Here is a 17,930-nt window from a genome sequence, read left to right as displayed (position 1 = left end):
GCTGAACACCATGAGCGATTATGCGCGCGGACGACTGGATCTGGACGATGAGGATCGTCTGCCCTGGCTGGAGCCTGCCATCGACGATGAGGCGGATGATCGCATATCGCCTTTGCGGTTGCTCGGCCTGATCCTGCTCGGCCTCGCGCTGATCGGTGCGGTGGTCGCTGGCGTCTGGTGGATGCAGAATCGTAATGGCGCTGGCGGTGCGGGCGAGGGGCAGCTGATCGCGGCGCCGACCGACGATTACAAGATCGCCGCCAATGAGGCCGACGCCAAGAAATTCGATGGTGAGGGCGATGCCAGCTTCGCCGCCAGCGAAGGCGTAGCGCGCGACGGTCGCATCGACCCCAGCCGCGTGCCCGAAGCGCCGATCGCCAAGACCGCACCCGCGCCGGCCGGCGCTGCACCCGTCGCGCCGAACAAGCCCGCCGCCAGCGTTACCGCGCGCGTCACCGACGAAACGAGCGCACGCCCGGCGGCAACGGCCAAGCCGGCGGCCGGCGGCGCGATGATCCAGCTGGGCGCCTATGGCAGCGCGTCGGGCGCCAAGGATGCTTGGACCAAGTTGTCCAAACGCTTCGCCTATCTCGCCCCGCTCGCCATGACGGTCGAACCGGCCCAGGTCGGCGGCGGCACCGTCTACCGCCTGCGCGCCAGCGCCGGCGGGCAGGCGGGGACCATCTGCGGCAAGCTGAAAGTCGCTGGCGAAAGCTGCATGGTCGTGAATTAAAACGACACATAATTCCCTCTCCCCTTGAGGGGAGAGGGCTAGGGAGAGGGGAGCGACATCTGCGCAATCAAAAATCCCTATCTTTCGCGAAAAAGCTTCGTTCTCAACCCACAGAAGCCGAAGGCCGCCTTTGGTATCATCTGCGCGCCAAACGTTTTGCGGAAGCCAAGTTTCGCCGCCAGACAGTGATTGGGCCGTTCATCGCGGACTTTACTTGTCGGGCAGCAATGTTGGTGATCGAGTTGGATGGCGATGCGCATGGGAATACTGTCGAGGCGGATGCTGCTCGAACGGCGTTTTTAGAAGCGCAGGGATGGCGTGTTTTGCGATTTTCGAACAACGATGTGATTTCTAATATTGAAGGCGTCCTATCGGCAATAGTGCGTTTCTTGCCCCTCTCCCCAACCCTCTCCCCTGAAGGGGAGAGGGAGTAGAAATCGGCTTCTTCCCCTTCGACAATCCCGGTTTCACCCGCTACCATCGCCCCCATGAAACCCGTCATCTTCGGTCTTTCCGGCGAAACCCTGACCGCCGACGAGCGCGCCTTCTTTGCGGAGGTCGAGCCGGCCGGCTATATCCTGTTCAAGCGTAACATCGCCGACCGGGCGCAGGTGCGGGCGCTGACCGACGATTTGCGCAGACTGCATGGCCGCGACGATCTGCTGATCATGATTGATCAGGAGGGCGGCCGGGTCGCGCGGATGCAGGCGCCGGTCTGGCCCAGCTTCCCGCCCGGTGCCGCGTTCGACCGGCTCTATGACATCGCCCCATCCAGTGCGATCGCCGCCGCGCGCGCCAACGCCCGCGCCATAGCGCTCACGCTGGCGGAGGTCGGCATCACCGTCGATGCGCTGCCACTGCTGGACGTGCGGCAGGATGGCGCGAGCGATATCATGGGCGACCGTACCCTGGGCGCGGACCCGATGCGCGTCGCGGCGCTGGGGCGCGCCACGCTGGAAGGACTGGCGGAAGGCGGCGTGGTCGGCATCGTCAAACATATGCCGGGCCATGGCCGGGCGATGGTGGACAGCCATCTGGCGCTGCCGATCGTCAATGCCAACCTCAATGCGCTGGAAACCGATCTGGCGCCGTTCCGCACGCTCAATCGCGCGCCGATGGGGATGACCGCTCATGTCGTCTACACCGAATGGGATGCGGAGCAGCCGGCCAGCCTGTCGCCCAAGATCATCGGCGAAATCATCCGCCAGCGTATCGGTTTCGACGGGCTGCTGATGTCCGACGATCTCGATATGAAGGCGCTGCGGGGCAGCATCCCGGAACTGGCGGCCGGCGTGGTCGCGGCGGGTTGCGACTTGGCGCTCAATTGCTGGGGGCGGATGGACGATATGGTCGGCATCGCCGGCCTTCTGCCCGATATCACCGATCAGGCGCGCGCGCGGCTGGACAGGGCGATGGCGTCGGTCACGCGCGGCGCGGATCAGCCGGAACTGGAAGAATTGCTGGCGACCCGCGATTCGCTGCTGGACCTGGCGCTCGCTTGACGCAGGATCTGTTCAGCCAGCCGGCTGTTCCCAGTCCCGAGACGCTTACCGTCAGCTTCGATGCGTGGGAGGGGCCGCTCGATCTGCTGCTCAGCCTAGCGCGCACGCAGAAGGTCGATCTGCGCGAAATCTCCATATTGGCGCTAACGCAGCAATATCTGGGCTTTATCGACGGCGCGCGGCAATTGCGGCTGGAACTGGCGGCCGATTATCTGGTGATGGCGGCCTGGCTCGCCTATCTCAAATCCGCGTTGCTGCTGCCCCGGCAGGAGCAGGACGATCCCAGCCCCGAAGACATGGCGTTGCGGCTGCAATTGCGGCTCCAGCGGCTCCACGCGATGCGCGATGCCGCGGCCCGGCTTATGGCACGCGACCGGGTGGGGCGCGACGTCTTCACCCGACGCAAGCCCGAAGGGCTGCGGCTGATCAAGAAGGCGCAATGGCGCGCCAGCCTCTATGACCTGATTCAGGCCTATGGCCAGATTCGCGCCCGGACCCAGCCTGTGGTCCATACCATCGCTGTGCGCCCAGTGATGACGCTGGACGCGGCGATCCAGAGGGTCGAATCGCTGGTCGGCACGGCGATCGATTGGACCCGACTCGAATCTTTCCTGCCGCCCGACCTGGACGCACCAAAGGCGAAATCGGCGCTGGCCAGCAGCTTCGTCGCTGCGCTGGAGCTGGCGCGGCAGGGGCGGCTGGAGATGCAGCAGGACGGGATCTTCGCGCCCATCTACCTCCGCGCGCCCGCGCCGAATCAGGAAAGCCCGGCATGAGCAGCGAGCCTGACGATTTTCTCCGCGCGGTGGAGGCGGCCCTGTTCGTGGCCGAAGCGCCGTTGACCCCCGCAGAACTCAAGCTGCATGTGGGGGAGGGCGGTAATCTCGCCGCGACGTTGCAGGCCCTGTCCGACCATTATGCCGGGCGCGGCATCAATCTGGTCGAGCGGGGCGGGCGCTGGCATTTCCAGACCGCGAGCGATCTCGCCCATATTCTGCGGCGCGAGAAGGACGAGCCGCGCAAATTGTCGCGTGCCGCCATGGAGACGCTGGCCATCATCGCCTATCATGAGCCGGTCAGCCGCGCGGAAATCGAAGCGATCCGGGGCGTGCAGGTGGCGAAGGGGACACTGGACGTGCTGATGGAAGCGGGCTGGGTCCGCCCCGCCGGCCGCCGCGAAGTGCCCGGCCGTCCGCTCATCTATGCGACCAGCGTAGATTTTCTGTCACATTTCGGGCTTAGCAGCCGTCGCGACCTTCCCGGAATGGACGATTTGCGCGCCGCTGGCCTGCTCGACCCCGTCGATTTGGCGCTGGAGGGTATGGGCGGGCAATCCGTTCTGGAAAATGACGAGGAAGAGGCCTAGATAGGCCTTCTACTAGGAGTATTGAAAAATGGGTTCCTTTTCGCTGATGCACTGGGTGATCGTGCTCCTGGTCGTCATGCTGCTGTTCGGTGGCGGCCGCATTTCCGGCCTGATGGGCGACGTTGCCAAGGGCATCAAGAGCTTCAAGAAGGGCATGGCCGACGATAGCGATGATGATGTGACGCCGGCAAAGCCCGCCGTGCGCATCGACGGTCATCGCGTGCCGGAACAGGACGCGCCGACGCCGAGCGCGACCGAAGAAAAGACCAAGGCCTGATCCTCCAGCAAGGCCGATAGTCCCGCATGTTTGGTATCGATTCGTCTGAATTTCTGGTGATCGTGATCATTGCCGTGATCGTGATCGGGCCCAAGGACTTGCCGCGCGCGCTCTACAAGGTGGGGCAGATCGTGGGCAAGGCGCAGGGCATGGCCCGTCATTTCCGCACCGGCATCGACGCCATGGTGCGCGAAGTGGAACTGGAAGAGCTGGAAAAGAAATGGGCCGCGCAGAACAAGCGGATCATGGAAGAGCATCCGCCCGAAGTGTCGGGCGATGCGCTGCCCGCTCCCGTCGAATCGTCCGTGCAGGATGGGGCACAGGATGCGCCGCCTTATGTCGCGGAGTCGGCCCCGGTCGAACATCCGCCCTTCGTGGCCGAATCGGCGCCGATCGTACCGCCATCGCCCGCTCCGACCTCGGCGAACGACGGGCCGCCTTATGTGGCCGAAGCCCCCGCCGTTCAGCCTCACAAGGGTGATGCGGCAGCATGATCGGCGATATCGATGACAGCAAGGCGCCCCTGCTCGACCATCTGATCGAGTTGCGTGGCCGTTTGCTCAAATGCGTGTACGCGCTGGTCCTGACCGGTGCGATCTGCTTCTATTTTTCCGAACAGCTGTTCGCGATCCTGGTCCATCCGCTCAAGGAAGCGTTCGGCGACGGCGGCGGCAAGCTGGTCTATACCAAGCTGTACGAAGCCTTTTTCGTTCAGGTGAAGATCGCCTTTTTCGGGGCCTTCTGCCTGTCCTTCCCGATCATCGCCAACCAGCTATGGGCCTTCGTCGCGCCGGGCCTCTATGCCAAGGAAAAGAAGGCGCTGCTGCCCTTCATCCTCGCCACGCCCTTCCTGTTCGCCATGGGCGCCAGCCTGGCCTATTTCGTGGTCATGCCGACGGCATTTCATTTCTTCCTCGAATTTCAGGGCAATAGCAGCGGCCTGTCGGTGGAGGCGCTGCCTAGCGCGGATGCCTATCTGGGCCTGGTCATGCAGTTCATCCTGGCTTTCGGCATCAGCTTCCTAATGCCGGTGCTGCTGATGCTGCTCAACCGCGCCGGTTTCGTCACGCGCGCGCAGCTGATCGGCATGCGCCGCTACATGATCGTCGCCGCCTTCATTCTGGCCGCCGTGCTGACCCCGCCCGATGTGGTGTCGCAGCTGATGCTCGCGATCCCGCTGCTGCTGCTCTATGAAATCACCATCATCGCCATCTGGTTCACCGACCGCAGGGCCGCGAAAATCGAAGCGGCCGAAGATGCGGAAGGGGCGTCGGTCTAAGTCTTCCGGATTAACGGGCGCTATGGCTATGGCGCGCCTGAATGGGTGGATTGAGTTCAGATTGAGCGCTCAAAATGCCGTCATCCCAGCGAAGGCTGGGATCTCAGGGACGCGAACGCTGCGTAAACAGATAGCGCAAGACGACTAGCCTTCTTCTACTGCCGCCTGAGGCCCCAGCCTTCGCTGGGGTGACGGCATCTGGATGGCTCAAACGCGCCTCTGAGCGAAACCACCGGCCCGCCACAACATCATTTTCAAAAAAAAAAGGCCCGCCGTTTGACGGGCGGGCCATGCTAGGGAGGGGGTAGTGAAACGCTAAATCCGCGGCGCTTAGTTTGCGCTCTTTTCCACGGCCTTGCCGGCGCTCTGCACGTCGCGGCCAGCGCCCTCGACCGTGTTGCACGCGGCGACCATCAGCGAACCCGTGAGCAGCACGGCAGCCAGGATCTTCTTCGTCATCGAAAGTCTCCTCGTCAAATTCTGTGACCGGACGGCGGCGCCGTCCTGGTGACGAAGGGAAGAACCCGCGCTGAGAAGATACGTTCCGCAGCCGGAAAGAATAATGATTTCAAGAAGAAAACTGCCCCGGAAAAATTCTGAGCCCGGAACGCGTCGGGGGGGGATGCATTCCGGGCTCATATTTTGTGGATAGCAAGAGCGGGGGGCAAAAGATTTGCTATCCGGAATATAAAACCCTCTGCGACCCGGATCGGTTCCCGCGAAGGCCAAAAAAATGCACTTTTTTAAATGCTTTTTTACAGCTGCTTCGATGGTGACCGCATTTTTAACCATAAGAAAATCGCGGCGGTCAGGGAAAAAGATCAGATCAACGGCCGACCCGTATTGCGAAATTCCGGCCGGATGGTGGATTCCGGCAGGCCGTCATCGGCCGGCTGCGGCTTGGGAACGGGCGACCATCCGACGGTCGGCGCAGCCTGTGCCGGACCGGCCGGCAACGGCGCAGAGGGCAGCGGCACATAAGCGGGCGCCAGCGTATCCACCGCCATCGCCGGCTTGGCGGGCCAGCTGGTGCGGGCCGGGCCGGAAATCGTCTCCCGCCCCAGATAGGGGATGCGGAAGGCGGCCGGCGTACCGTTGAACCCCGGATTGCGGTAAAAGATATGCGCGCCGATTACCGCCACCGCCTGAAGGCTGGACGACCATTCCGGCCGGACCGCCAGCGTATGATAATGGGTGGCGAGGCCCACGGGGGTGTAGACATGGCCGGCCAGCGCCTGTTCCGCCACGCGCCGCGCCCGGACCCATGCGGCGGCGGCCGGCATCCGCGCCATGGCGCCGTCGCAGCTGAAGGTGAACTGGCACCGAAAATCGGTGCGTTCCGACCCCTGATAGACGACGCCGCACACCGTGTTGGGCCAGAGTGGGCTGCGCACCCGGTTCAGCACCACCTGCGCCACCGCGCGCTGGCCATCGTCCGGCTCATTGGCGGCTTCATAATAGATGGCCGATGTCAGGCAATTGAGCGCGCGATAGCTGTCGATGCCGGTCATTCCGCGAAACACCATCGCCGGCGCCGCTTGCGCCTCATCCAGTCCCAGCACATGCTCGCTCTGCACCGTGGCGACGCCCGGCACCGGATCGAACGCGCCCTGCGCATAGAAAAAGGCGGAGCCGGGGAAATTCTGCGCCGATTCCTCGGACGGATCGGCATGGCCGATATCCTGATCGCCGCCCAGCATGTCGAGCGGCGCGGCGGTGATCAGGCGCGGCGCGACGAGCAGCAGCAGCGCGATCGCCAGGATCGCCCCATGCCCCCTCCATCCCCGCATCTGCGCCAGAAACCGCATGCAAACTCCATAACCCCGCGACCCGCCGTCGCCCTGCTGCCGGAGCCTTTAGCGGAAATTCCTTATTCTTTCCTCATCGCATTTCCTTTTGTTCCGCGATGGGACGGTGATGGGCGCAAAGGTTAAAATGCGCGCTTTGCCCCGATCATCATTCCCTTGCTTGGCAAAGCCGCGCCGGCTCCGCTATGCGGGTGCCATGCTGCTTCAACCCAATAGTCTCGCGCTGATCGGCAACACGCCGATGGTGCGCCTCGCCGGCCCCTCGCAGGAGACGGGCTGCGACATTTTCGCCAAATGCGAATTTGCCAATCCCGGCGCCTCCGTGAAGGATCGCGCTGCCCTGTTCATCGTCAACGATGCCGAGGAAAAGGGGCTGCTCAAGCCCGGCGGCACGATCGTGGAGGGGACCGCCGGCAATACCGGCATCGGCCTGGCGCTGGTCGCCAATGCGAAGGGTTATAAGTCGATCATCGTCATGCCCGAGACGCAGAGCCGGGAAAAGATGGACACGCTGCGCGCTCTGGGCGCCGAGCTGGTCACCGTGCCGGCGGCGCCCTATTCCAACCCCGGCCATTTTGTCCACACCTCGCGGCGATTGGCGGAGGAGACGGAAGGGGCGATCTGGGCCAACCAGTTCGACAATATCGCCAATCGCAAGGCGCATATCGTGGGCACGGCCGAGGAAATCTGGACGCAGATGGACGGCCGTATCGATGGTTTCACCTGCGCGGCGGGCACCGGCGGGACGATCGCGGGCGTGGGCCTGGGCCTGAAAGCCAAGGATGAGGCGATCACCATTGCCTTAAGCGACCCGCATGGCGCGGCGCTGTTCAACTATTATGCCCATGGCGAATTGAAGGCGGAAGGATCGTCGGTCGCCGAAGGCATCGGGCAGGGGCGCATCACCGCCAATCTGGACGGTGCGCCGATCGACACGCAATTTCGCATCTCCGACGAAGACGGCCTGCTCTGGGTGCGCCGCCTGCTGGCCGAAGAAGGGCTGTGCCTTGGCCTGTCGTCGGGCATCAATGTCGCGGGCGCGGTGGCGCTGGCGAAGCAATTGGGGCCGGGCAAGCGGATCGCGACGATCCTGTGCGACACCGGCTTCCGGTACCTGTCGACCCTGTACAACCGGCAATGGCTGGAATCTAAGGGCTTGACGGTCTTCCCCTGGCTCGCGCACACTGCATGATCGTCGACACGGGTCGCGGCGAAGAGAATAAGAGCGCAAGCATGGCTGAAGCACCCCGCCGTCAGGAAGGGTTACAGCGCGTCCAGATCGGCCTCACCGGTCTGGCGGGCGTCGTGCTGCTCGTGGGCCTTGCCAATATCGTGATCGAAAAGGCGCGGATGGACGACGCGGCGCTGCCGCCGCCGGTGGTGCCGACGCTCAGCCAAACGCAAAATGCCGTCTCGCCCAAGGAGCCTTTGGCGGAACTGGGCGTACAACCTGCGCCGGAGCAGGCGCCGATCGTGCCCGACCTCCAGCCCGATCCCAATATCCGCAAGCCCATGGACCGCGATCCCGCGCAACAACAGCGCTAGGGGCGGCGTGGCCTCCATTTTCATCGTCATTGCGAGCGTATCGGGCCAAAGGCGGGCAAGGCCCAACCAATCCAAGGGCGCGCCGTGGATTTCTTTGCTGCGCCCGCCATGGCGAATGAAAAGTCTCCGCAAATGATCGCTGGCCTGAAGCGTTTCCTCTGGCTTTGGCTCCCGCCGCTCGGGATTTTACTTGCCGGCCTGAAGCGCGTTTTCCTGACCGGACAGGCCGATCCATGGGATTGGGGATGGCCTGCCGCCTTGCTACTCGCCGGGATGGGGCTGCTGCTCTCGCGGCGTGGCTGGCCAATGCGGACCTGGGTGGCGCTGGGTGCCACCGGGATGGCGCTGATCTTCTGCACGCTGGCGGCGGCGCGCGCGCCGGATCAGTTGGCGGCAGTGGGGCTATTGGCGGTGGCGCTGCTCGCCATATTCGGCGGCGCTTTGCTCATGCCAGGGCGCCATGAGGATGGCGCATATGAAGCGTTCCTTCGCGCAGGCCGGGGAACGGGCAGGGGTGGGTTCGTATCTATATCTGCCGGGATTGCCCTCCTCACCCTCGCCGCGCTCCTCCTCTGGCGAGGTCCAACTCAGCCGGTCCAGCCTGTCCCGGATCGTCCCAGCCTCGCCGTCATCACCGGCCTGCCGCTCTTCTGGGATGAAGTGGGAAGGGGTGGGCCGCGCGATGCGCCGATCGTCACGATCTTGCGTACCCGCTTCGCCGTCACGCCATTGGACGACCCGCTACAACTCAAGGCCTCCGGCGCCCGCCGCCTGCTATTGGCCCAGCCGCGCGCGCTGACGCCGGCGCAACTGGTCGCGATCGACCAATGGGTGCGGGATGGCGGGACGGCTCTGGTGCTGGCCGACCCGCTGCTGCGCTGGCCGTCCGACCTGCCGCTGGGGGATCGCCGCCGTGCCCCCGCTGCGAGCCTGTTGCAGCCCTTGCTCGGCCATTGGGGTTTCCGCTCGTCCGCCATCAAAAGTGAGGAAATCCGTCATTTCGCCCCCGATGGCATGCTCATCACCCTGTCGGGCATGCGCGCCTATCCCACCGCAGAGCAAGACGGGATCGTCCAGCGCAAGCAGATGGGGCAGGGGGCGGCGCTGGTGATGGGCGACGCCGATCCGATCGACGACCGGCTCTGGCTCGCCAATCCCGCTCATCCGCTCGATCCCCGCTATTGGGTGGCCGATACGCCTGCACTGCTCGTCCACTGGCTGGGCGGCGCCGCCATATCCGGCGACCGGCGCTGGATGCGGGACTCGCGGGACGTCACCCGCGCCATTCGCTGGGCGCTTTTGGCTGGGACGATATGGGCGATGATGGGTGCGATGGCCTTTCGTCGGGAAAGGCGGGGTTTCATCCCCGGAACAGAAAAAGAACATGGCGGGGTAAAAGATAACAAATCCGGTTAGTCCCGTATTTCACCGTCTTTTCCCATCGCCACCCATGCTTTCCCATTGCAGTCCACCCCCATGCTTGGTAGGAAAACAGGCATTGGGGTTCGTCAGGCTTTGCGTTGTCCTGTGCGCTGGATGGTGTTCTCATGATTCCGGCGACGGACGGCCTGTGCCCCGAAAACAAGGGGCCAGGTCGCCATCGTGTCGGACGTCATTCTCTATTCGGGCAACGCATTCAGCGTCACGGACGGCAAAGGCCGTTTCGTGCTGCCCCTGGAGATGCGCAAGCTGGTCAAACAGGCCAGCGGCGGCGAGAATCGCCTGTGCCTGTCGGTCCATTTCGACAATGGCTGCGCCACCGGCTTTGGCCTGTCCCACAAACAGTTCCTGTTCGAAGAGGTCGAGAAGCTGGAGCGCCAGGCCTATGAGGGCGGGCGCGATTTCAACGCCGATCTGGAACGCGAAAACCGCCTCGGCACGATCGAGGACGTGAATTTCGATGATGCCGGCCGTTTCTTCCTCCACCCCGATATCAAGGAAGAAGCCGGCATTACGGACGCGATCTTCTTCTATGGCGTGGGCCGCTATTTCCAGATCTGGAAGCCCGAAGCCCTGGTCGAAAGCCCGGATCGCCCGGCGCTGATCCTCAACAAGGTCCGCCGCTGGATCGATGCGCGCGCGGAAGGGGCTGCCAAGTGAGCGACTCCGCCGCCCCGCACATCCCCGTCCTGATCGACGAAGTCCTCGACGCCCTCGCCATCACCCCCGGCGAGATCCATGTCGACGGTACCTTCGGTGCGGGTGGCTATAGCAGCGCCATGGCCCGTGCCGGCGCCCGCGTCTTCGCCTTCGATCGCGACCCCGATGCGATCCGGGAAGGGCAGGCGGTGGCCGACGCGCATCAGATCACGCTGATCCCCGGCGAATTTTCGCGCATGGCGGAATTGCTGGCGGAGCGCGGCATCGAGAAGCTGTCGGGCATCACGCTCGATATCGGCGTATCCTCGATGCAGCTGGATCGGGCGGAGCGCGGCTTCTCCTTCCAGTCCGACGGTCCGCTCACCATGACGATGAGCCAGGACGGCATGAGCGCCGCCGATTTCCTCAATACGGCGTCTGAGGAAGAGATCGCCAACGTCATTTACCGCTATGGCGACGAGCCCAAGTCGCGACGTGTCGCCCGCGCGATCGTGGAGGCGCGCCCGCTGGAGCGTACCGGCCAACTCGCCGCCGTCGTCCGCAAGGCGCTGGGTCACAAGCCGCATGACAAGAAAGACCCGGCGACCCGCACCTTCCAGGCGATCCGCATCCATGTGAACCGCGAACTGGAGGAGCTGGAGCTGGCGCTCGAAGCGGCCGAAGCGCTGCTGGAAGAGGGCGGTCGCCTCGCGATCGTGACCTTCCACTCTCTGGAAGACCGCATCGTCAAACAGTTTCTGCGCAACCGCAGCGGCGGCGACAGCGGCGGGTCCAGGCATATGCCCGAACGCGCCGCCGGGCCGCAGCCCACCTTCGCCAAACCGGCCAAGGCGGTGAAGGCGGGCGAGGCCGAACTGGCGCGCAACCCCCGCGCCCGATCCGCCACCCTGCGCGCTGCCATCCGTACGTCTGCCCCTGCTCACCAGTCTCTTCGGAGTGCCCGTTCATGATCGCCGTCAAAAGGTTGCAGAGCCTGATCTGGGTGATCCTGGTCGCACTGGGTGCGCTGGGCGCCTATATGGTGTCGCTTAAAGTCGCGACCGAACGCAACGAACTGATGAAGGTCCGGGCGCAGATCGCACGGACGAAGGCCGACATCCGCTATCTGGAAACGGAATTCAGTGCACGCGCCTCCATGCGTCAGCTGGAACGCTGGAATCAGGACGACTTCATGTATTCGACGCCCAGCGCCCAGCAATATCTGGGTGGTGAGCGGGCGCTGGCCCATCTGGACGGGGTCCAGCCCAACGGTCCCGATTATGTCGCGCCGCCGGTGATGGTGGCGATGGTCGAAACCCCGGCCGACCTGCCCTCCGCCCCGCAAAAGGCGCCCGAAAGCCCCGCGGCGACCCAGATCCGCAGCGATATCGCGGTGATCCGCGAAGCCCATGCTGCCGACGCCGTCGACAAGCTGCCCAAGTCCGCACCGCGTACCCCCGCGCAGCAGGCGAAGGCCGACGCCGACGTGTCGAAGCCCAATCCGATTGCGCGCAAGGCGGAACGGATGGCGATGCTCGATGCCAAGCTGCTGGATGACAGCACGCTGGGCGACCTGAGCGCCAAGGCGGCGCGCGAGAAGCGCAAGGAGGCGCGCTGATGGCCACGATCATTGTCCAGCCGGGCGGCGAGCGGGCCGGGCGAGCGCGGGTCAACCTGACCGCCATCGCCCACAACCGGCTGATGCTGCTGCTGATCCTGTTCCTTGCCATCACCGCCATATTGATCGGCCGACTCGCCTGGGTCGGCATTTTCGCGCATGGCAATGCGGGGGACGGCAGCCTGTCGCCCTTCCTGCCGGCGCGCGCGGATATCGTCGATCGCAACGGCGTGCCGCTGGCGCGCACCATGGACGCCTATTCGGTGGCGGTGCGCCCGTCCAAGCTGATCGGCGATCCGGGCGAACTGGCCCGCAAGCTGCACGAAATCTTCCCCGACGAACCCGAGGCGGCCTTCTACAAGAAGCTGACCGGCCGTGGCTGGGCCTATCTGCGCCGCCGCGCCCTGCCCGAAGAAGTGGCAGCGGTGAACGCGCTGGGCGAAATCGGCATCGAATTTCCGCGTGAGAAGGAACGCCTCTATCCGCAGCGCACGCTGGGGGCCCATGTGCTGGGCTTTGCGCCCAATGCCGAAGGGCAGGGCGGCATGGGCGTGGAGGCGGCCTTCAACGATCGGCTGACGCAGGCGGCGCAACGCGGCAAGCCATTCGCCATCTCGATCGACAGCCGGGTGCAGGGCGCGCTGGAAAGCGAACTTTACGCGCAGCTGGTACAGACCAAGGCGAAGGGCGCGGGCGGCATCATCATGGACGCCAATACCGGCGAGATCATCGCCATGGCCTCCATCCCCGTCTTCGATCCCAACAAGCTGCAAAATTATGCGGGCAAGACGTGCAGCGAATCGCCGCTCTGCAACCATATGGTGCAGGCCCGCTACGAGCTGGGTTCGTCCTTCAAGCCGCTGTCGATCGCGGCGGCCATGGATGCCGGCGTCGTGACGTCGATGAGCAAGCGCTATGACGCCACCGCACCGCTCGCCGTCGCCGGCTTCCGCATTCGCGACGATCATTCCATGGGTCGCTGGATCAACGTACCGGAAATTCTGGTCCACAGCTCGAACATCGGCACGGCGCGCATCGCCGACGAAATGGGCGCGGAACCGCTGCAAAAGATGTTCCGCAGCCTGGATTTCGATCAGCGCGCGCCGATCGAGTTCAACGAGCGGGCCAAGGGCATCTGGCCGTCCAGCTGGGGCCGCATCACCAGCATGACCACGGCCTATGGCCATGGCATTGCGGTCACGCCGCTGCATCTGGCGGCGGCCTATGCGGCGCTGGTCAATGGCGGCATCTGGCGCCCCGCCACCATGCGCAAGCTGCGCCCGGACGAAGTGCCCGAAGGACGCCGCGTCTTCACCGCCGCCACCAGCGCGCGGATGCGCCAACTGTTGCGGATGATCGTATCGGCGGGTACAGGACGAAGCGCCGACGCCAAGGGATTCCGGGTGGGCGGCAAGACGGGTTCCGCCGAAAAGCCCCAGGAGGGGCGCTATAACAAGACTTCGCTCGTGACGACTTTCGCTTCTGCCTTCCCGATGGACAATCCCCGCTATGTCGTGGTCGCGATCATGGACGAGGCGACCGGCCAATATGGCCTGCGCACCGCTGCCTGGACCGCCGCCCCGGTGGTGAAGCGGGTGGTGGAGCGCACCGGCCCGATGCTGGGCGTGATGCCGGACGAAAGCCGTGACGTGGATATCTCGGATCTGATGCCGCTGCTGCACGGCGACAAGGAGAAAGAATGATGCGCCTCGGGTCGCTTATCGAGGGGCTGGATGTGGATGGTTCGGACAAGGTCGGCGGCACCGCCGGCCTTGACGCGTCTGTGACCGGCTTCGCCATCGACAATCGCAAGGTCGCGCCCGGCACCGTCTTCGGCGCGTTTCAGGGGTTGCGCGTCAATGGTGAGGATTATATTCCCGACGCGGTGAAGGCCGGCGCGTTCGCCATCGTCGCCCGCCCCGAAGCGAAGGTGGAAGGGGCGATCCATATCGCCCACGCCAATCCCCGCCGTCTGCTGGCGCTGATGGCCGCACGCTATTTCGCGCCCTTCCCGGACATGACCGTCGCCGTCACCGGTACCAATGGCAAGACCAGCACGGTTGAACTCGCGCGCCAGCTGTGGCGGATGCTGGGCCACAAGTCCGCGTCGATCGGCACGCTGGGCGTCACCACGGCGGTCGATCAGGTATCGACCGGCCTCACCACGCCGGACATCGTCACCTTCCTCGCCAATATGTCGGGCCTGAAGCGCGAAGGCATCACCCATGCCGCGTTCGAGGCGTCCAGTCATGGCCTGGACCAATATCGTACCGAAGGGCTGCCGGTCGTCGCCGGCGCCTTCACCAACCTGTCGCGCGATCATCTCGATTATCATGGCGACATGGACAGCTATTTCGACGCCAAGATGCGCTTGTTCGACGAAGTCGTGTCGGCTGACGGCACGGCGGTCGTCTGGGCGGACGATGAATGGTCGGACAAGGTCATCCAGCGCGCTACGAAGCGGGGGCTTCGTGTGCTGAGCGTTGGGGTGCAGGGGCAGGCATTGCGCCTCGTCAACCGCACCCCGACCCAGTTGGGCCAGACGCTGGAGGTCGAAGCCGATGGCAAGATCTACAAGGTCAATCTGCCGTTGATCGGCGCCTATCAGGCCGCCAATGCGCTGACCGCCGCCGGCCTCGTCATCGCGACCGGCAGTGACACGGCCAAGGTGATGGAACTGCTCGGCCGGGTCCAGCCGGTGCGCGGCCGGCTGGAACGCGCGGTCATCAGCAAGGCGGGCGCCCCCGTCTATGTCGATTATGCCCATACGCCCGACGGCCTGAAGGCCGCGATAGAGGCGCTGCGCCCGCATACGCGCGGCAAGCTCATCACCCTGTTCGGCGCCGGCGGCGATCGCGATGCGGGCAAGCGCCCGCTGATGGGCAAGGTCGCGGCCGAACTGTCCGACCATGTCATCGTCACCGACGACAATCCCCGTTCGGAAGAACCCTCCGCCATCCGCGCCGCCGTGCTGGCGGGCGCGCCGCAGGCCGAGGAAATCGGCGGTCGCCGCGCCGCCATCGCCGCCGCCATCGGTCAGGCGGGCGCGGACGATATCGTCCTGCTGGCCGGCAAGGGCCATGAACAGGGCCAGATCATCGGCGACCGCGTGCTGCCCTTCGACGACGTCACCGTGGCACGGGAGTGCGCGGGTTGATTCTGGGTTCCCACCTTTCCGTTCGGTTCGAGCTTGTCGAGAACCGTTTGGCGCATATGGTTCTCGACAAGCTCGAACCGAACGGAGGTCTGTGTCTATGACCGACCTCTGGACCTCCGCCGAAATCGCCGAGGCCACAGGCGGCGCCGCGTCGGCGCCGTTTGCCGTTTCGGGCGTCGCCTTCGACAGCCGCGAAGTGGGGCAGGGCGATCTGTTCGTCGCGATGAAGGGCGAAGCGACCGACGGCCATAAATTCGTCGACAAGGCGTTCGGGCAAGGCGCGGCGGGCGCAATCGTCAGCGAACCGGTCGATCACCCCCATATCCTGGTACCCGACAGCGCCCTTGCGCTCGAAGCGCTGGGAAAAGCATCGCGCAAGCGCATGACTGGCAAGGTGATCGGCGTCACCGGATCGGTTGGCAAGACCGGCACGAAGGAAGCGCTGTTCCAGGCGCTGGATCGTGCCGCGCCGGGCGAGGTGCATCGCTCGGTCAAAAGCTACAATAATCATGTCGGCGTGCCCTTGAGCCTGTCGCGCATGGCGCGGGACACCGCCTTCGGCGTGTTCGAAATGGGCATGAACCATGCCGGGGAATTGTCTGCCCTGACACGACAAGTCCGTCCCCATGTCGCCATCGTTACCGCCATCGCGCCCGCCCATATCGAATTTTTCGGCACCGAAGCGAAGATCGCCGAAGCCAAGGCGGAGATTTTCGAGGGGCTGCAACCGGGCGGCACCGCGATCATCCCCTATGACAGCCCGCATGTCGCGCTGCTCTACAACAAGGCGGAGCGTCACGCCGCCCATATCCTGACCTTCGGCACCAGCCCGCAGGCCGATATCTGCGCGCGCGAAGCCGTACCCGCGCCGAACGGCGGCACCCTGGTCACGGCGACCTTGCCGGGCGCCGAACTCTGCTTCACCGTCGCGGCCCCGGGCGACCATTGGGTGTCCAACGCGCTCGCCGTGCTGGCTGCAGTCGAGGCGGTCGGCGGCGATCTGGCGGCGGCCGGCCTGGCGCTGGCCGAAATGCCGGGCCTGCCGGGCCGGGGCGAACGGCGCATCCTGCCGGTCGCGGGTGGCGAAGCGCTGCTGATCGACGAAAGCTACAACGCCAATCCGCTGTCCATGAAGGCCACGCTCACCCAGCTTGGCCGGGAAAAAGCCGATCGTCGCATCGCCATATTGGGCGGCATGCGCGAACTGGGCGACCGCAGCGTCGAACTCCACGCCGGCCTTGCCGAACCGCTGGGCGCGGGGCAGGTCGATTATGCCATATTGGTTGGCGCGGAAATGGCGCCGCTGGCCGATGCGCTGGGCAGCGCCATTCCTCATGTGCATGTCGCCGATACGGCAGCGGCCATCCCCCTCATCCAAACCGAAATGCGCGCGGGCGACGCGATCCTGGTCAAGGGCTCCAATGGCGTGGGCCTGTCCCGCCTGGTCGCTGCTCTGGCCGAGGCCGCCCGTGACGGAGATATGAACTAATGCTCTATTGGCTGGCCGAAACCCTGGATTTCGCAGGTATTTTCAACCTGATCCGTTACCTGTCCTTCCGGGCGGGCGCGGCGATCTTCACTTCGCTCATCATCGGCCTGGTCATCGGCCCGAAATTCATCGGCTGGCTGCGCGTCCGTCAGGGCAAGGGACAGCCGATCCGCGACGACGGCCCGCAAAGCCATCTGGCCAAGCGCGGGACGCCGACCATGGGCGGCCTCATGATCCTGACCTCCATGGTCGTTTCCGTGCTGCTGTGGATGGACCTGCAATCCACCTATGTCTGGGCCTGCCTGTTCGTGACCCTGGGTTTCGGCGCGATCGGCTTCCTCGATGATTATGACAAGGTGACGAAGGCCAGTCATAAGGGGCTGTCGGGGCGGATGCGCCTGATCTTCGAATTTCTCATCGCCGGTGTCGCGGCATGGATGATCGTTCATCAGCATGGCAATACCGCGCTCTACGTGCCCTTCTACAATGGCCCGGCGATTGAACTGGGTCCATTTTACTTCTGCTTTGCCGCCTTCGTCATCGTGGCGTTCGGCAATGCGGTGAACCTGACCGACGGCCTCGACGGCCTTGCCACCATGCCGGTCATCATCGCCAGCCTGGCCTTCATGCTGATCGTCTATCTGGTCGGCCGCGCGGATTTTGCCGCCTATCTGGGCATCCCCCATGTGCCGGGCGCGGGTAACCTCACCATATTGTGCGGGGCGATCATCGGCGCGGGCCTGGCCTTCCTCTGGTTCAACGCGCCGCCGGCCGCCGTCTTCATGGGCGACACCGGCAGCCTTGCGCTGGGCGGCACGATCGGCGTGATCGCCGTCACCGCCCATCATGAAATCGTGCTGGGCATCATCGGCGGGCTGTTCGTGGTGGAAGCGCTGAGCGTCATCATCCAGGTCTTCTTCTACAAGCGCACCGGCAAGCGCGTGTTCAAGATGGCGCCGATCCATCATCATTTCGAACAATTGGGCTGGGCCGAGCCGACCGTCGTGATCCGTTTCTGGATCATCGCCTTCATCCTGGCGCTCGCCGGCCTCGCCACCTTGAAGCTGAGGTAAGCGG

The 17,930-nt window shown here is 64.6% G+C and carries 20 protein-coding genes; 18 read left to right on the top strand and 2 right to left on the bottom strand.

What is annotated here, in order from left to right:
* The first annotated feature begins 10 nt into the window (after positions 1 to 10).
* The 8 genes from F4U95_RS11195 to tatC are packed head-to-tail and all read left to right on the top strand — an operon-like array spanning position 11 to position 5,157.
* Positions 11 to 733 (top strand): SPOR domain-containing protein, encoded by a 723-nt coding sequence (locus F4U95_RS11195; RefSeq protein WP_150425734.1) that lies wholly within the window; start codon positions 11 to 13, stop codon positions 731 to 733.
* On the top strand, positions 685 to 1,167 hold the full coding sequence (locus F4U95_RS11190) for an endonuclease domain-containing protein (protein ID WP_246171574.1): 483 nt from the start codon (positions 685 to 687) through the stop codon (positions 1,165 to 1,167). Before F4U95_RS11195 ends, F4U95_RS11190 begins: the two co-directional genes overlap by 49 nt.
* A gap of 54 nt (positions 1,168 to 1,221) precedes the next feature.
* Positions 1,222 to 2,235, top strand: coding sequence for a beta-N-acetylhexosaminidase (nagZ, locus tag F4U95_RS11185; protein ID WP_150425733.1), 1,014 nt, complete (start codon positions 1,222 to 1,224; stop codon positions 2,233 to 2,235).
* Positions 2,232 to 3,011, top strand: coding sequence for a segregation and condensation protein A (locus F4U95_RS11180; RefSeq protein ID WP_150425732.1), 780 nt, complete (start codon positions 2,232 to 2,234; stop codon positions 3,009 to 3,011). The genes nagZ and F4U95_RS11180 overlap by 4 nt, the downstream gene beginning before the upstream one ends.
* Complete coding sequence (scpB, locus tag F4U95_RS11175; RefSeq protein ID WP_120250646.1) at positions 3,008 to 3,601, top strand: SMC-Scp complex subunit ScpB; 594 nt, start codon at positions 3,008 to 3,010, stop codon at positions 3,599 to 3,601. Before F4U95_RS11180 ends, scpB begins: the two co-directional genes overlap by 4 nt.
* A 28-nt stretch (positions 3,602 to 3,629) precedes the next feature.
* The gene (locus F4U95_RS11170; protein ID WP_120250645.1) at positions 3,630 to 3,878 is read left to right on the top strand and encodes a twin-arginine translocase TatA/TatE family subunit; all 249 of its coding nucleotides are present in this window, start codon (positions 3,630 to 3,632) and stop codon (positions 3,876 to 3,878) included.
* A gap of 26 nt (positions 3,879 to 3,904) precedes the next feature.
* Positions 3,905 to 4,372 carry a Sec-independent protein translocase protein TatB gene (gene tatB, locus F4U95_RS11165; RefSeq protein WP_150425731.1) on the top strand — a complete coding sequence of 156 codons (468 nt, stop codon included), beginning with the start codon at positions 3,905 to 3,907 and terminating at the stop codon, positions 4,370 to 4,372.
* Positions 4,369 to 5,157 carry a twin-arginine translocase subunit TatC gene (gene tatC / locus F4U95_RS11160; RefSeq protein ID WP_150425730.1) on the top strand — a complete coding sequence of 263 codons (789 nt, stop codon included), beginning with the start codon at positions 4,369 to 4,371 and terminating at the stop codon, positions 5,155 to 5,157. Before tatB ends, tatC begins: the two co-directional genes overlap by 4 nt.
* A 330-nt stretch (positions 5,158 to 5,487) precedes the next feature.
* Here the strand turns inward: tatC and F4U95_RS11155 are convergent, their stop codons facing one another.
* On the bottom strand, positions 5,488 to 5,616 hold the full coding sequence (locus F4U95_RS11155; RefSeq protein WP_056683165.1) for an entericidin A/B family lipoprotein: 129 nt from the start codon (positions 5,614 to 5,616) through the stop codon (positions 5,488 to 5,490).
* Between the two features lie 362 nt (positions 5,617 to 5,978).
* The gene (locus F4U95_RS11150) at positions 5,979 to 6,965 is read right to left on the bottom strand and encodes a cell wall hydrolase (protein WP_150425729.1); all 987 of its coding nucleotides are present in this window, start codon (positions 6,963 to 6,965) and stop codon (positions 5,979 to 5,981) included.
* Between the two features lie 196 nt (positions 6,966 to 7,161).
* Here F4U95_RS11150 and F4U95_RS11145 point away from each other — a divergent pair, with 196 nt between their 5' ends.
* From F4U95_RS11145 to mraY, 10 genes are all read left to right on the top strand, one after another.
* On the top strand, positions 7,162 to 8,157 hold the full coding sequence (locus tag F4U95_RS11145; RefSeq protein ID WP_120252136.1) for a cysteine synthase A: 996 nt from the start codon (positions 7,162 to 7,164) through the stop codon (positions 8,155 to 8,157).
* Between the two features lie 41 nt (positions 8,158 to 8,198).
* Positions 8,199 to 8,510, top strand: coding sequence for a hypothetical protein (locus F4U95_RS11140; RefSeq protein ID WP_120252135.1), 312 nt, complete (start codon positions 8,199 to 8,201; stop codon positions 8,508 to 8,510).
* A 132-nt stretch (positions 8,511 to 8,642) separates the two neighbouring features.
* Positions 8,643 to 9,926 carry a Gldg family protein gene (locus F4U95_RS11135; protein WP_150425728.1) on the top strand — a complete coding sequence of 428 codons (1,284 nt, stop codon included), beginning with the start codon at positions 8,643 to 8,645 and terminating at the stop codon, positions 9,924 to 9,926.
* A 186-nt stretch (positions 9,927 to 10,112) separates the two neighbouring features.
* The gene (locus tag F4U95_RS11130; RefSeq protein WP_150425727.1) at positions 10,113 to 10,610 is read left to right on the top strand and encodes a division/cell wall cluster transcriptional repressor MraZ; all 498 of its coding nucleotides are present in this window, start codon (positions 10,113 to 10,115) and stop codon (positions 10,608 to 10,610) included.
* Positions 10,607 to 11,560, top strand: coding sequence for a 16S rRNA (cytosine(1402)-N(4))-methyltransferase RsmH (gene rsmH, locus F4U95_RS11125; protein WP_150425726.1), 954 nt, complete (start codon positions 10,607 to 10,609; stop codon positions 11,558 to 11,560). Before F4U95_RS11130 ends, rsmH begins: the two co-directional genes overlap by 4 nt.
* A complete protein-coding gene (locus F4U95_RS11120; RefSeq protein ID WP_150425725.1) occupies positions 11,557 to 12,207 on the top strand; it encodes a colicin transporter in 651 nt (216 codons plus the stop codon). The genes rsmH and F4U95_RS11120 overlap by 4 nt, the downstream gene beginning before the upstream one ends.
* Positions 12,207 to 13,910 (top strand): peptidoglycan D,D-transpeptidase FtsI family protein, encoded by a 1,704-nt coding sequence (locus F4U95_RS11115; RefSeq protein ID WP_150425724.1) that lies wholly within the window; start codon positions 12,207 to 12,209, stop codon positions 13,908 to 13,910. The genes F4U95_RS11120 and F4U95_RS11115 overlap by 1 nt, the downstream gene beginning before the upstream one ends.
* Complete coding sequence (locus tag F4U95_RS11110; protein ID WP_150425812.1) at positions 13,910 to 15,364, top strand: UDP-N-acetylmuramoyl-L-alanyl-D-glutamate--2,6-diaminopimelate ligase; 1,455 nt, start codon at positions 13,910 to 13,912, stop codon at positions 15,362 to 15,364. Before F4U95_RS11115 ends, F4U95_RS11110 begins: the two co-directional genes overlap by 1 nt.
* Before the next feature lie 97 nt (positions 15,365 to 15,461).
* Positions 15,462 to 16,853, top strand: a complete 1,392-nt coding sequence (locus F4U95_RS11105; RefSeq protein WP_150425723.1) for a UDP-N-acetylmuramoyl-tripeptide--D-alanyl-D-alanine ligase — start codon at positions 15,462 to 15,464, stop codon at positions 16,851 to 16,853.
* Positions 16,853 to 17,926, top strand: a complete 1,074-nt coding sequence (mraY, locus tag F4U95_RS11100; protein ID WP_120250637.1) for a phospho-N-acetylmuramoyl-pentapeptide-transferase — start codon at positions 16,853 to 16,855, stop codon at positions 17,924 to 17,926. Before F4U95_RS11105 ends, mraY begins: the two co-directional genes overlap by 1 nt.
* Positions 17,927 to 17,930: the final 4 nt, after the last annotated feature.

Origin of the sequence: Sphingobium limneticum (genome assembly GCF_008710165.1) — a bacterium.
GTDB classification, from domain to species: domain Bacteria; phylum Pseudomonadota; class Alphaproteobacteria; order Sphingomonadales; family Sphingomonadaceae; genus Sphingobium; species Sphingobium limneticum.
The sequence above is the reverse complement of the archived record's forward strand: the minus strand, read 5'-3'. Positions and strand labels throughout refer to the sequence as shown.